The following is a 13,265-nucleotide window of genomic DNA, read 5'->3' as shown; positions in this document are numbered from 1 at the left end:
CGCTCATCAGGAGCTAAACCGGGCCAGGTCTAGTGGCCGGCCACCGCGATACTTCCCGCCCAGGTGGGTACCCGCAGTCTCGGATTCCGATGCGGAAGGATGTGCCATGACAATCAGCGAAGCGCTGGTCGCGACCCGCGACGTGTCTTCTTCCCGCCAAGAGGTGTGGGACGTGATCGCCAACGGATGGACCTACGCGCAGTGGGTGGTCGGCAACAGCCGAACCCGCGCGGTGGACGCGGAGTGGCCCGAACCCGGCGCCGAAATTCAGCACTCGGTCGGAGTGTGGCCGCTGGTCATCAACGACAAGACGGTGGTCGAAAGTTGCCGTCCCGGCGAGGAGATCGTGCTGCGGGCGCAGCTGGGCATCATCGGTGCCGCACGAATCACGTTGCGGCTGCACGACATTCCCGACGGATGCCGAATCGAGATGATCGAAGTGCCGGTCAGCGGCCCGATGAACGTGCTGCCGGATCGCCTCGCGATGGCGGCGGTGTATCCGCGCAACGTCGAGTGTCTGTGGCGGCTGGAGGCCCTGGCCAAGGGCCGACAGCCCAGCGAGGTCAGCTGAGCGTCAGCCGTTTTCGGCGATGTCCTCGAGCACCGCGTACATGGTGCGGGTCGGCACCCCGGTGCCGCCCTTGGGGGAGTAGCCCCACGCGCTGCCGGTGTTGTACGCCGGACCTGCCACGTCGATGTGCGCCCAGGACACCCCGTCGGCGACGAACTCCCGCAGGAACACCCCGGCCACCAGCATCCCGGCGAAACGCTGCCCGCTGATGTTGGACAGGTCGGCCACCTGCGACTTCAGGTCGTCCTTGAGTTCGTCGGGCAGCGGCATCGGCCAGCCGTTCTCGCCGACCCGCTGCGAAATCGCGGCCACCCGGTCGCGGAACTCGTCGCTGCCCATCACCCCGGGGATCCGCGCGCCCAGCGCCACGGTCTGCGCACCGGTCAGCGTGGACGTCTCGATCAGATAGTCCGGGTTGTCCTCGCAGGCCCGCACGATGGCGTCGGCCAGGATCAGCCGGCCCTCGGCGTCGGTGTTCTGCACCTCCACGGTGATGCCGCCGTACTGGGTCAGCACGTCGCCGGGGCGCTGCGCGGTGGACGAAGGCATGTTCTCGGCCATCGGAACGGTGGCGATCACGTCGATCGGCAGACCCTGCTGGGCGGCGAGTGCCACGGTGGCGATCACCGCTGCCGCTCCGCCCATGTCGGAGGTCATGTGGTGCATGGAGGCGGCCGGCTTGATCGAGATGCCGCCGGTGTCGAAGGTGACGCCCTTGCCGACCAGAGCGACCTTCTTGGCCCGTTTGGGGTTTTTCGCCAACCGCGATCCGCGGTGCGTCAGGCGCACCAACCGGGGCAGCCGCGACGAGCCCTGGCCGACACCGATCAGCCCCCCGTAGCCGGCTTTCTTCAGCGCCTTGTCGTCGAGAACCTCCACCTCAAGTCCCACCGACTCACCCAGTTCCTTTGCGCGCCTTGCGAATTCAGCAGGGAAGAGGGCGTTGGGGGGAGTGTTGACGAAATCGCGGGCGGTCGCCACCGCGGCCGCGACGGCCGCGCCGTGCGCAGCCTGGCTCTTGGCGCCCTTGGCGCTGGACAACACGGTGATCTTGCGCAGCCCCGGGTCCTTCGGCGCGGTTTTGGTGCTGCGGAAAGCGCTGAACCGGTAGCTGCCCAGGATCAGGCCCTCCACGACCGCCGAGCCGACATCCTCGCCGGGCAGCTCGCCCAGCGTGGTGATCACCGACTCGGCCTTGCCCAGCGAGCGTGCCGCAACCCCGGCCGCACGCCGGACCACGTCGGCGGGCCACTCCTCGCGTGACTTGCCCAAACCGACCGTCAACACGCTGCCCACCGGCAGCGACGAGACGACCAGCCGGTGCACCTGCTCGGCGCCGCCGGTGGCGCCCAGCGCCTGCAGGCCCGCCTCGATCTCGGCGACCGCCTCGGCGGGCAGCAGCTCACCGGCAGCGGCGACGGTGGCGCCGGGGCGCTCGTCGTCGCCGACCGAGACCACCGGCACCACCAGCACCGACGAACCGGCCCCGCGTTTGGGCAGCGCGGTGGCCACGTTGACGGAGGGGGCTTGGTATCCAGGTTCAGTCGTCACGCGACCCCACCCTAATCGCCGCTGAGACCCTGCGCTTGGGCAGTGTCGCGCTCACCGGGGCCGCCACGTCACTCGAACACCTGGCTCAGTGTGTCAGCAGCTAGTGTGGGACGCCGTGACCGACGAGCCGCTGCACGGACCCCTGGAAGACCGCCACCGAGCGTTGGGCGCCAGCTTCGCCGAGTTCGGCGGCTGGACGATGCCGGTGTCCTACGCCGGAACCGTCGGCGAGCACCACGCCACCCGCAACGCCGTCGGCCTGTTCGACGTCAGCCACCTCGGCAAGGCGCTGGTGCGCGGCCCGGGCGCAGCCCGCTTCGTCAACTCCGCACTCACCAACGACCTGAACCGGATCGGACCCGGCAAAGCGCAATACACGTTGTGCTGCACCGAATCCGGCGGCGTCATCGACGACCTGATCGCCTACTACGTCAGCGACGACGAGATCTTCCTGGTGCCCAACGCCGCCAACACCGCCGCCGTGGTCGCGGCGCTGCAAGCCGCCGCACCCGCCGGCCTCACCATCACCGACCAGCACCGCGACTACGCCGTGCTGGCGGTGCAGGGACCCAAGTCCACCGACGTGCTGAACGTGTTGGGGTTGCCGACCGAGATGGATTACATGGGTTACGCGGATACGGCGTATTCCGGTGTGCCGGTTCGGGTTTGCCGCACCGGGTACACCGGCGAGCACGGCTACGAGCTGCTGCCGCCGTGGGACTCCGCCGCAGAGGTGTTCGACGCGCTGGTGGCCGCGGTCGCCGATACCGGCGGCCAGCCCGCCGGGCTGGGCGCCCGCGACACGCTGCGCACCGAGATGGGCTACCCGCTGCACGGGCACGAACTGTCGCTGGACATTTCGCCGCTGCAGGCGCGCTGCGGCTGGGCGATCGGCTGGAAGAAGGACGCCTTCTTCGGCCGGGCCGCGCTGCTCGCCGAGAAGGAAGCCGGTCCGCGGCGGCTGCTGCGGGGGCTGCGAATGGTGGGCCGCGGGGTGCTGCGGTCCGGGCTGACCGTGCGGAACGGGGACGAGACCGTCGGAGTCACCACGTCGGGAACGTTCTCGCCGACCCTGCAGGCGGGCATCGCGCTGGCGCTGATCGACACCGCGGCCGGCATCGAGGACGGCCAGAAAGTCACCGTCGACGTCCGCGGCCGCGCCGCCGACTGCGAGGTGGTGCGTCCACCGTTCGTCGAACCGAAGACGCGTTAGGCGAGCCACTCGCATGGAAAAACCCGTTTCCGGCCGGTTATAGAATCAGCGCCATGGCCAGCCCACTTGAATTCACGGTCTCGCGCGCGGAAAACCCCGCCACCGAGGCCGAGCGGGCAGCGATCCTGGCCGACCCCGGCTTCGGCAAGTACCACACCGACCACATGGTGTCGATCGACTACAAAGAGGGTCAGGGCTGGCACAACGCCCGGGTCCTGGGCTACGGGCCGATCGAACTGGACCCGTCGGCGATCGTGCTGCACTACGCGCAGGAAGTGTTCGAAGGCCTCAAGGCCTACCGCTGGGCCGACGGCTCGGTGGTGTCCTTCCGCGCCGACGCCAACGCCGCGCGGCTGCGCTCCTCGGCGCGGCGGCTGGCGATCCCGGAACTGCCGGACGCGGTGTTCATCGAGTCGCTGTGCCAGCTCATCGCGGTGGACAATGCGTGGGTGCCCAAAGCGGGCGGGGAAGAGGCGCTGTATCTGCGGCCGTTCATCATCGCCACCGAACCGGGTCTGGGGGTGCGGCCGGCCAAGGAGTACCGCTACCTGCTGATCGCGTCGCCGGCCGGCGCCTACTTCAAGGGCGGCATCAACCCCGTCACCGTCTGGATCTCCACCGACTACGTGCGGGCCAGCCCGGGTGGCACGGGTGCGGCCAAATTCGGCGGCAACTACGCCGCCTCGCTGCTGGCGCAGGCCGAGGCCGCCGAAAACGGGTGCGACCAGGTGGTCTGGCTGGACGGTGTGGAACGCCGCTATGTCGAAGAGATGGGCGGGATGAACCTGTTCTTCGTGCTCGGCAGCGGCGGCTCGGCACGGTTGGTCACCCCGGAACTGTCCGGCTCGCTGCTACCCGGCATCACGCGAGATTCGTTGCTGCAGTTAGCCATTGACGCGGGGTTCAGCGTCGAAGAACGCAAGATCGACATCGAGGAGTGGGAGAAGAAAGCCGCCTCCGGTGAGATCACCGAAGTGTTCGCCTGCGGCACCGCCGCGGTGATCACCCCGGTCGCCCAGGTCAAGTACGGCGACCGTGACTTCACCATCGCCGACGGCAAGCCCGGCGAAGTGACCATGGCGCTGCGCGACACGCTGACCGGTATCCAGCGCGGCACCTTCGCCGACACCCACGGCTGGATGGCCCGGCTCGGCTAGCGTGCCCAGGCGGCAAAGGCGACCGCGCACACCGTCGTCGTCAGCTCGATCGCCGCACCCAGCACGTCGCCGGTGACGCCGCCGAACCGGCGCACACAATGCGCCACCAGCCCCCACCCGCACACCACCCCCAGCAGCGCCGCCGCCGGCCCCTGCCACAGCTGCGAAGCTATTGGCGCCGCGGCCACCAGCAGCACGGCCAGCCACGCCAGCACCACCCAGCCGGGTTGACTGCCGGCCACCCGCGCCCCCAGCGCGCTGCCCGGCGCCGCCGGCACCGAGCGCCGACAGGCCAGCACCGCACTCACCCGCCCGGCGACCACGGCCTCGACGACGGCGCCGGGCGCCAGCGCCGAGAACGCCGTCGCCTGCAGGGCGATCACCATGACCACGGCGGCGACGCCGAACGGCCCGCTCGACCCGTCGCGCATCACCGCCAGCGCCTTCTCCGGCGGCCCGTAACAGCCCAACCCGTCGGCGGTGTCGGCGACCGCGTCGATGTGCAGGCCGCGGGTCGCCAACAGCAGTGCGGCCACCGCCAGCAGCCCCGACAGTGCGCTACCGGGCCCGAACGCCGCCGCCCCGCACCAGGTCACCGCCGCGGCCAGCGCGCCCAACGCCGCACCCACCACCGGCAGCGCCGTCATCGCCCCGCGGCCCATCGGCCCCGACCGGGAGCCGGGCCCGGGCAACACCGTCCCGAACGCGAAAGCCGTTGCCAGCGAACGGATCACGTGACCGGGTCGGCGGGCCCGGTCACCGGACCGGAAACGCCGGCCTCGGTGAACGTGGCCATCGACGACAGCGCGGCCACCGCAGCGCGCAGCACCGGCACCGCCAACGCGGCGCCGCTGCCCTCACCCAGGCGCATCCGCAGATCGAGAATCGGCTCCAAATCCAGCGCCCGCAGGGCCAGCGCGTGACCCGGCTCGGTGGATCGGTGCCCGGCCTGCCACCAGAGCCGCGCGCCGGGCGCCAGCCGTTCGGCGACCAGCGCGGCCGCCGTCACCGCCATCCCGTCCAGCAGCAGCGGGGTCCGCCGGATCGCGGCCTGGGCGCAGAAGCCGGCCATCGCCGCGAAGTCGGCGCCGCCACAGCTGCGCAGCAGCGCGACCGGGTCCTCGAGCACCGGCCGGGCCCGGAACAGGGCGTCGCGCACCGCGGCCGTCTTCCGCGACCAGGCATTGTCGTCGATCCCGGTGCCGAAGCCGACGACGGCGACCGGCTCGGTGTTGGTCAGTGCCGCCACCAGCACCGCGGCCGGGGTGGTGTTGCCGATGCCCATGTCGCCGGCGATCAGCAGGTCCGCGCCGGCGTCGACCTCGTCGTCGGCGATCCGCTGGCCGGCCGCGATCGCGCGCGCCGTCTCCTCCTGGGTCAACGCATCCTCGACGGCGATGTCGCCGCTGCCGCGGCGCACCCGGTCGCCGATCCCGGCGCCGGTCGCCTCGGAGTCCACCGCCAGGTCCGCGACCCGCACCGACGCGCCGGCGAGTTGCGCCAGCGTGTTGATCGCCGCCCCACCCGCCTCGATGTTGGCGACCATCTGGGCCGTGACTTCCGGCGGATAGGCCGACACACCGCTACCGGCGACGCCGTGGTCGCCGGCGAACACCACCACCCGGGCCCGCTGGAACTGGCGCGGCGGGCATTGCCCCTGGCAGGACGCGACCCACACCGACAGGTCCTCCAGGCGGCCCAGCGCACCCCGGGGCTTGGTCAGGGTGTCCTGGCGGGTGCGGGCGGCAGCCTCGGCGGTCTGATCCGGCGGCGGCACCGGCGCGAAACCGATCATGCCGGGGCCTTGATCGTCAGCGCCTGCCCGGCCACCACCAGCACCACCCGCTCGCACAGCGCCGCCAGCCGCTGGTTGAGGCTGCCCAGCTCGTCGGCGAACCGGCGGCCGGCGGCGCTGGCCGGCACCACCGTCAGACCCACCTCGGGACTCACCAGCACCAGCGTCGAGCAGAACGTCTGCACCGCGCAGACGAGCTCGGCGACGGGCGCATCGACCGATCCGCCGTCCCACCCGTGATGGCGGTCCAGCGCCGCGGTCAGCCAAGTGCCCAGATCGTCGACGAGCGTCGGGGCCGCGGGGGACCGGCGCAACTCCGCGGTCACGTCGGCGGTCTCCACCGTCGTCCAATGCCCGGGCCGGCGGGCTCGATGCCGGGCGACGCGGCCCGCCCACTCCTCATCGGACGGGTCAACGGGGCCGGCCGCCACATAGCGGACCGGCGCCGTCGCTGCCAGTGACGTCGTGATCGCTTCCTCCGCCCAGCGGGACTTACCCGACCTGATACCGCCGACCACCAGCGTGCGCACGTGCGGTCAGGCGGCTTTCAGACCGTTGTCAACCGACACTGCTGCCGCGCTTGACCTGAGGTCGCGGCATCCGCGTCCGGCGCATCTGCGAGGCTCGCCCGGCCGCGTAAATGCCCAGCTTCCAATGGCTTTCGGTGTTCTTGGGGAACTTCTCGTCGACCAGTCTGCCGACTTTGCGACCCAGGATGAGCCCGTCGACCATCATGATCGCCATCAGCACCAGCATCGCCGGCGACGTGTAGACCTGCAGCTGCGGCGGCAGCACGAACATGATGGCCAGCAGGAACAGCGCCGACGGCATGAACAGGCCGAGCACGTTGCGCCGGGAGTCCACCACGTCGCGGACGTAGCGGCGCACCGGACCCTGGTCACGCGGCAGCAGGTACGCCTCCTCGCCGGCCTTCATCCGGTCCTGGCGCTCGGTCATCCGGGCTCGGCGGGCGACCTTCTCGGCGCGGCGTTCCTCGCGGCTCAGCTTCGGACCGGCCAGCGACTTGCGCCGGGCGCGCGCCTCGGCTGCCGTCATCGGCGCCGGCGCGACCGGGCCCTTGCGGCTCTGCCGACGCGCCTCGTCCCGCTTGGGTGTCGGTCGGCCCTTGGGTCCCGTCCGCGCCGCGCGAGACGCTGCCTGTGCCGACGCGTCATCCGCGTCGACGTCCGGCGCATCTCCGCCCCCGGCGCCACCTGTTTGTAAGCCATTCTTGCGGCCCAGCAACTTCACAGAGGCCAGGTTACTTCGCTGCTGCCCGCAGAATTTAATTGCGCCGGTATACCGGCCCGGTTGGACCTACGCTGGCCTGTGATGAACGGCTCGCAGGCGTCGGATGATGCTGCCGGTGACTTCGGGCCCGGCAGACTTCAGCTGCCCTCGATGCGGGTGCTGGTCGCCCCCGACTGCTACGGCGACAGCCTGTCGGCGGTCGAAGCCGCCGCCGCCATCGCCACCGGCTGGACCCGGTCCCGGCCGGGTGACTCGTTCATCGTCGCGCCGCAGTCCGACGGCGGCCCCGGCTTCATCGAGGTGCTGGCCAGTCGGATCGGCGGGATCCGACGGCTGCGCGTGCGCGGGCCGCTGGACACCGACGTGACCGCCCGCTGGGTGTACGAGGAGCCGACCCGCACCGCCTACCTCGAATGCGCACAAGCGTGCGGCCTGGCCCTGCTGGGTGGGCCGCCGACACCGGAGACGGCGATGGCCGCCCACAGCCGGGGCGTGGGACAGCTGATCGCCGCCGCGCTGGAAGCCGGGGCGCGTCGGGTGGTGGTCGGTCTGGGCGGCAGCGCCTGCACCGACGGCGGGAAAGGGATGGTCGACCAGTTGGGTGGCCTGGACACGGCCCGAAAATGGCTGGGCGGCGTGGAGCTGATCGCGGCCTCCGACGTGCTGTATCCGCTGTTGGGGCCGTGGGGGGCGGCGCGGGTGTTCGGGCCGCAAAAAGGCGCCGACACCGTCACCGTGGCGAAACTGGAGGTCCGGCTGGAAGCCTGGGCGCTGGTGCTGGACACCGTCGCCGGACGCGACGTCAGCGCCGAGCCCGGTGCCGGCGCCGCCGGCGGGATCGGGGCGGCGCTGTTGGCCCTCGGCGGCCGCTGCGAGTCCGGTGCAGCCATTGTGGCTGAACTCACCCGCTTCGCCGACGACCTCGCCGAGGCGGAGCTGATCGTCACCGGTGAGGGGCACTTCGACGAGCAGTCGCTGCACGGCAAGGTGGTCGGGGAGATCGCGGCCGCCGCCCGGCCGCTCGGCATTCCGGTGATCGTGCTGGCCGGGCAGGTGTCGGTGGACAAGTCCACCACCCGCGTGTCGGGCATCATGTCGGCCCTGGCGATGTCCGAATACGCGGGCTCGGTGCGGTTGGCGCTAGCCGACGCGGCCAACCAGCTGATGGGATTGGCGTCCGAGGTGGCCGCGCGACTCGGGAATAGCGGCCCGCCGGGGTACCGTTGACTCAGTGGGTTTTCCTGTGGCAGCGCCGTCCCGGCTTCATAATCGAAACCGGAATTGGGCGCCCCACCCGACCATCAGTCAGTAGGAGAAGCAATGACGGTGCAGAACGAGTCGACCGCCAAGACGCACGGCGTGGTCCTGACCGAGGCCGCCGCCGGCAAGGCGAAGGCGCTGCTGGAGCAGGAGGGCCGCGACGACCTGGCCCTGCGGATCGCGGTCCAGCCGGGCGGCTGCGCGGGCCTGCGTTACAACCTGTTCTTCGACGACCGGACCCTGGACGGCGACCTGACCGCTGACTTCGGCGGCGTCACGCTGACCGTGGACCGGATGAGCGCACCGTACGTGGAAGGCGCGTCGATCGACTTCGTCGACACCATCGAAAAACAGGGCTTCACCATCGACAACCCCAACGCCACCGGATCGTGCGCGTGCGGGGACTCGTTCAACTGAGCGCCGACGTCACCTGCTGCGACTGAGCCGGGCCTGACCGGTCAGTACTGTCCTGCGGTGCGCAGCACGTAGGAACACACCATGATCTGGCCGCGCTGGAACAACAGCTGCGCCACGCCCTGGACGTCTTTGCGTTGCGACCCCCCGACGGCGGGTGTCGCGTTCATGGAGAACAACACCTGGGCCTGGTACTGGGACAGATAGACGATCTTGTCGATCGAGGTGACCTGCACCTCGGAGAACTGCTTGCGGAACGCGTCGCTGCTCAGCTTGGCCAGCGCCAGGTCGGAGCGCTTGTCCTTGACGGCGTCGTAGATGCCGCACAACGCGTTGCGCACGATGACGTCGGTGTCCTTGTGCGCCAGGGCATCCAGGTAGTTCTGCACGGCCGCTTTTGCCGATCCCTCGGAGAAAGTGCTGCCGGTGTTGGCGCCGTTGGTGCGCACCCCGTACACGATCGCCGTGGTCAGCGCGGCCACCAGCGCGATGGCCAGCAGAACGCCGATCAGCAGCCGCTTGGGCCGCCGCGGCTTGGCGTAACCGCCCGGCGGGCCCGGCGGCGGAGGCCCGGGATGGGGCATGCCGGGCGGGCGCTGCTGCCCGTCGAGGTCGGGCGGAAAGTCCAGCGTCTGCGGCTGCTGAGCTCCGGTCTCGGGGTACGGCTGCCTGGGCGCAGACCCCTCGGCGCCCAGCGCAGGGTTCGGCGGGTGCGGACCGGCCATCGGTTTTTCTCCTACGCTGGTGGGACGAGGCGACGAGTGGGTTGCCGCGCGAGCCCAAGCATCCGGCAACCGGGTCAGTTCTTCTAGGCAGGCTAGCGCAACGGCTCGAGCCCGCTATGGATGTCGGCCTCGCTATGACTGCGTTGGCCGCCCGGCCGACGTCCATGAGAGGCTAGACGACCTAAACGAAGGGCGGAGATTTAGTGACCATCGCGGTGACCGGTTCCATTGCCACAGACCATTTGATGCGTTTTCCCGGTCGATTTTCCGAACAGCTGCTCCCCGAGCACCTGCACAAGGTGTCGCTGAGCTTCCTGGTCGACGACCTGGTGGTGCACCGAGGGGGAGTGGCCGGCAACATCGCCTTCGCCATCGGCGTGCTCGGCGGCGACGCCGCGCTGATCGCCGCGGCCGGCGAAGACTTCGCCGATTACCGGGACTGGCTGCAGTCCCACGGGGTGAACTGCGACCACGTGCTGATCTCCAACACCGCGCACACCGCGCGATTCACTTGCACCACCGACACCGAGATGGCGCAGATCGCGTCGTTCTACCCGGGGGCGATGTCGCAGGCCCGGGACATCTCGCTGGCCGAGATCGTCTCGAAGATCGGCACACCCGAGCTGGTCATCATCGGGGCCAACGACCCCGAAGCGATGGTTCTGCACACCGACGAATGCCGCAAACTGGGACTCGCGTTCGCCGCCGACCCGTCTCAGCAGCTGGCCCGGCTCTCGGGCGACGAGATCAAGCAGCTCATCGACGGCGCTGCGATCCTGTTCACCAACGACTACGAGTGGGACCTGCTGCTGTCCAAGACCGGCTGGTCGGACACCGACGTGATGGCGCAGATCGGGCTGCGGGTGACCACGCTGGGCGCCAAGGGCGTCGACATCGTCCAGCCCGACGGAACCACCCTGCACGTCGGCGTGGTGCCCGAGAAAAGCCAGACCGACCCCACCGGCGTCGGCGACGCGTTCCGGGCCGGCTTCCTGTTCGGTCGCAGTGCCGGACTCAGCCTGGAACGCTCGGCGCAGCTCGGTTCGCTGGTCGCGGTGCTGGTGCTGGAGTCGACCGGAACCCAGGAGTGGGAGTGGGACCGCTCGATCGCCGCGGCCCGGTTGGCCGGCGCCTACGGCGACGACGCGGCCACCGAGATCGCCGCAGTGCTCGGCTGAGAGGCGCTCGGCGTCACAACTCGACGGGGTAGACCGGCTCACTGATCTGCGGCACCACCGTGTGCTCGACGAAGATCGCGTGCCACAGCATGAAGATCAGCACCGTCCACAAGCGCCGGCTGTGGTCGCTGCTGCCCTCCCGGTGCTCGTCGAGCATCCGCACCACCGCGGCCAGGTCGATCAAGTGACCGGCCTGCGAGGCGCCCGTCATCTCGTAGGCCCACTCCAGCAGTTCGCCGGCGCGCAGCCAATGCCGAATGGGCACCGGGAAGCCGAGCTTGGGCCGGTTCAGCACGTGTGCGGGCACGATGGGTTCCAGTGCGCGCCGCAGCGCGTATTTGGTGGTGGTGCGGGTGATCTTGGCCTGGTAGGGCAGCCGCGCGGCGACCGCGAACACCTCGGGGTCCAGGAACGGCACCCGCAGCTCCAGCGAGTTCGCCATCGTCATCTTGTCGGCTTTGACCAGGATGTCGCCGCGCAGCCAGGTGAACAGGTCGAGGTGCTGCATGCGTGCCACCGGATCCCAGCCGGCCGACTCGGCGTAGATCGACGCGGTGACGTCGGTGTGGGTCCAGTCGGGCCGGAATCCGGGCAGCACGTCGCGCAGCTGCTGATCGGAAAAGCTGCGGGCGTTGCCGTAATAGCGCTCCTCGAGGGTCAACGACCCGCGGTGCAGCAGGCTCTTGCCGCGCATGCCTTCGGGCAGCGGCCGCGACACCTTGCCCATCGAGCGGCGCAGCGGCCGGGGCAGATAGTTGAACGGCTTGAGCGACAGCGGCTCCCGGTAGATCGTGTAGCCGCCGAACAACTCGTCGGCGCCCTCACCGGACAGCACGACCTTGACGTGCTTGCGGGCCTCGCGGGCGACGAAGAACAGCGGCACCAGCGCCGGGTCGGCGACCGGTTCGTCGAGGTACCAGACGATCTCGGGCAGCGCGGTCACGAATTCTTCGGCGCTGACCACCTTGGCGATGTGCCGGGCGCCGATGGCCTCGGCCGAGGCCACCGCGACGTCGAGCTCGGAGAAGCCCTCGCGCTCGAAGCCGGTGGTGAAGGTGATCAGCCGCGGGTTGTGCCGGATGGCCAGCGCGGCGATCGCGGTGGAGTCGATGCCGCCGGACAAAAACGATCCGACGGTCACGTCGGCGCGCATGTGCTTGGCGACCGAATCCTCCAACACGGCGGTGATCTCGTCGTAGCGGGCCTGCTCGGTGCCCGGGGCGATCGGCACGGCGGTGAATCGGGGCCGGAAGTAGCGGGTCACCTCGGGCCGCGCGCCCGGCCGGATCCAGGCGTAGCAGCCCGACTCCAGCCGTCGCACGCCGAGGTGCAGCGTCTCGGGCTCCGGCACATACTGCAGCACCACGTAGTGCTGGATGGCGCGGCGGTCCAGGCCGGCGTCCCCGGTCTGGAATCCGACCAGCTCGGCCAGATCCAGCAAGCACTTCTTCTCGCTGGCCACCGCCGTCCCGCCGGGGCCGGTCGCCATGAACAGCGGCTTGATGCCGAACGGGTCGCGGGCGCAGAACAATTCGCGGTTGACGGTGTCCCACAGTGCGAAGGCGAACATGCCGCGTAGCCGGTTGAGCACGCCGGCGCCCCAGTGGTGGTAGCCGGCGACGATGGCTTCCCCGTCGCCGTCGGTGGCGAACACGGCGCCGTGCTCGCCGCGCAGTTCCTCCCGCAGCTCCAGGTAGTTGTAGATCTCGCCGTTGAACACCAGCACGTAGCGGTCCGGCTGTTCCGGCGGGCCCCAGCGCAGCGGTTGATGCGAGTGGGCGATGTCGATGATGGACAGCCGGTTGAATCCGAACACGGCGCCGCCCCGGGATCCGTCCGCGAAGTCCGGATCGGTCCAGGTGCCCGGCTCGTCCGGCCCGCGGTGGCGCATCAGATGCGACGCGCGGGCGATCACGCCGTCGGCCAGCGCCGCGTGCGCCGCGGCCGCCTCGGTCGCGCCTTCAGCGCCGTCCGGGCTGCCCGGATCGGCGACGAAAGCCAGCAGTCCACACACGGCGCCCCAGTATGCCGCACTTCACGACCGCCCGTGAGGCGACGCCCGGCGGGTCGGGGTGACCAGGCGGTCGCCTGGTGGTGCGGCGTGGTCTACGCTGCGTAGTATTCGACGTCCGAGTTAGCCGAATCGGCCG

13 protein-coding genes are annotated in these 13,265 nt (G+C 70.3%); 6 read left to right on the top strand and 7 right to left on the bottom strand.

All coding sequences use genetic code 11. The features are described 5' to 3' along the window. Window positions 1-106 precede the first annotated feature (106 nt). Window positions 107-571 (top strand): SRPBCC family protein, encoded by a 465-nt coding sequence (locus MKCMC460_RS17715; protein WP_236982835.1) that lies wholly within the window; start codon window positions 107-109, stop codon window positions 569-571. A gap of 3 nt (window positions 572-574) precedes the next feature. On the opposite strand, the gene MKCMC460_RS17710 is transcribed toward MKCMC460_RS17715, so the two are convergent. Then, window positions 575-2,122 (bottom strand): leucyl aminopeptidase, encoded by a 1,548-nt coding sequence (locus MKCMC460_RS17710; protein WP_238304641.1) that lies wholly within the window; start codon window positions 2,120-2,122, stop codon window positions 575-577. A gap of 115 nt (window positions 2,123-2,237) precedes the next feature. Between MKCMC460_RS17710 and gcvT the strand changes: the two genes are divergently transcribed. Together gcvT and MKCMC460_RS17700 are read left to right on the top strand one after the other, a co-directional pair. After that, entirely contained in the window at window positions 2,238-3,335 is a 1,098-nt protein-coding gene (gcvT, locus tag MKCMC460_RS17705; protein WP_238304639.1) for a glycine cleavage system aminomethyltransferase GcvT, read from the top strand. Window positions 3,336-3,388: 53 nt separating this feature from the next. Beyond that, window positions 3,389-4,492, top strand: a complete 1,104-nt coding sequence (locus tag MKCMC460_RS17700; RefSeq protein WP_236982837.1) for a branched-chain amino acid aminotransferase — start codon at window positions 3,389-3,391, stop codon at window positions 4,490-4,492. Here the strand turns inward: MKCMC460_RS17700 and MKCMC460_RS17695 are convergent. The 4 genes from MKCMC460_RS17695 to MKCMC460_RS17680 are packed head-to-tail and all read right to left on the bottom strand — an operon-like array spanning window position 4,489 to window position 7,538. Beyond that, entirely contained in the window at window positions 4,489-5,226 is a 738-nt protein-coding gene (locus MKCMC460_RS17695; RefSeq protein WP_238304637.1) for an adenosylcobinamide-GDP ribazoletransferase, read from the bottom strand. The two genes, MKCMC460_RS17700 and MKCMC460_RS17695, sit on opposite strands and share 4 nt — an antisense overlap. Continuing rightward, window positions 5,223-6,287, bottom strand: a complete 1,065-nt coding sequence (cobT, locus tag MKCMC460_RS17690) for a nicotinate-nucleotide--dimethylbenzimidazole phosphoribosyltransferase (protein ID WP_236982839.1) — start codon at window positions 6,285-6,287, stop codon at window positions 5,223-5,225. Before cobT ends, MKCMC460_RS17695 begins: the two co-directional genes overlap by 4 nt. After that, a complete protein-coding gene (locus MKCMC460_RS17685; RefSeq protein ID WP_236982841.1) occupies window positions 6,284-6,817 on the bottom strand; it encodes a bifunctional adenosylcobinamide kinase/adenosylcobinamide-phosphate guanylyltransferase in 534 nt (177 codons plus the stop codon). The genes cobT and MKCMC460_RS17685 overlap by 4 nt, the downstream gene beginning before the upstream one ends. Before the next feature lie 28 nt (window positions 6,818-6,845). Next, window positions 6,846-7,538 carry a DUF3043 domain-containing protein gene (locus MKCMC460_RS17680; protein ID WP_370652865.1) on the bottom strand — a complete coding sequence of 231 codons (693 nt, stop codon included), beginning with the start codon at window positions 7,536-7,538 and terminating at the stop codon, window positions 6,846-6,848. A gap of 150 nt (window positions 7,539-7,688) precedes the next feature. On the opposite strand from MKCMC460_RS17680, the gene MKCMC460_RS17675 reads away from it, so the two are divergent. Further along, on the top strand, window positions 7,689-8,765 hold the full coding sequence (locus MKCMC460_RS17675; protein WP_236984030.1) for a glycerate kinase: 1,077 nt from the start codon (window positions 7,689-7,691) through the stop codon (window positions 8,763-8,765). 93 nt (window positions 8,766-8,858) lie between these two features. Continuing rightward, complete coding sequence (locus MKCMC460_RS17670) at window positions 8,859-9,215, top strand: iron-sulfur cluster assembly accessory protein (protein ID WP_236982843.1); 357 nt, start codon at window positions 8,859-8,861, stop codon at window positions 9,213-9,215. 41 nt (window positions 9,216-9,256) lie between these two features. Here MKCMC460_RS17670 and MKCMC460_RS17665 read toward each other — a convergent pair whose 3' ends face one another. Continuing rightward, a complete protein-coding gene (locus MKCMC460_RS17665) occupies window positions 9,257-9,937 on the bottom strand; it encodes a hypothetical protein (RefSeq protein WP_236982845.1) in 681 nt (226 codons plus the stop codon). 203 nt (window positions 9,938-10,140) lie between these two features. Here MKCMC460_RS17665 and MKCMC460_RS17660 point away from each other — a divergent pair, with 203 nt between their 5' ends. Next, a complete protein-coding gene (locus MKCMC460_RS17660; RefSeq protein WP_238304635.1) occupies window positions 10,141-11,115 on the top strand; it encodes a carbohydrate kinase family protein in 975 nt (324 codons plus the stop codon). Between the two features lie 13 nt (window positions 11,116-11,128). Here the strand turns inward: MKCMC460_RS17660 and asnB are convergent, their stop codons facing one another. Next, window positions 11,129-13,129, bottom strand: coding sequence for an asparagine synthase (glutamine-hydrolyzing) (asnB, locus tag MKCMC460_RS17655; RefSeq protein ID WP_236982846.1), 2,001 nt, complete (start codon window positions 13,127-13,129; stop codon window positions 11,129-11,131). Window positions 13,130-13,265: the final 136 nt, after the last annotated feature.

The sequence above is a fragment of the Mycobacterium sp. 20KCMC460 genome (genome assembly GCF_022179425.1).
Lineage (GTDB): Bacteria > Actinomycetota > Actinomycetes > Mycobacteriales > Mycobacteriaceae > Mycobacterium > Mycobacterium kiyosense.
The sequence above is the reverse complement of the archived record's forward strand: the minus strand, read 5'-3'. Positions and strand labels throughout refer to the sequence as shown.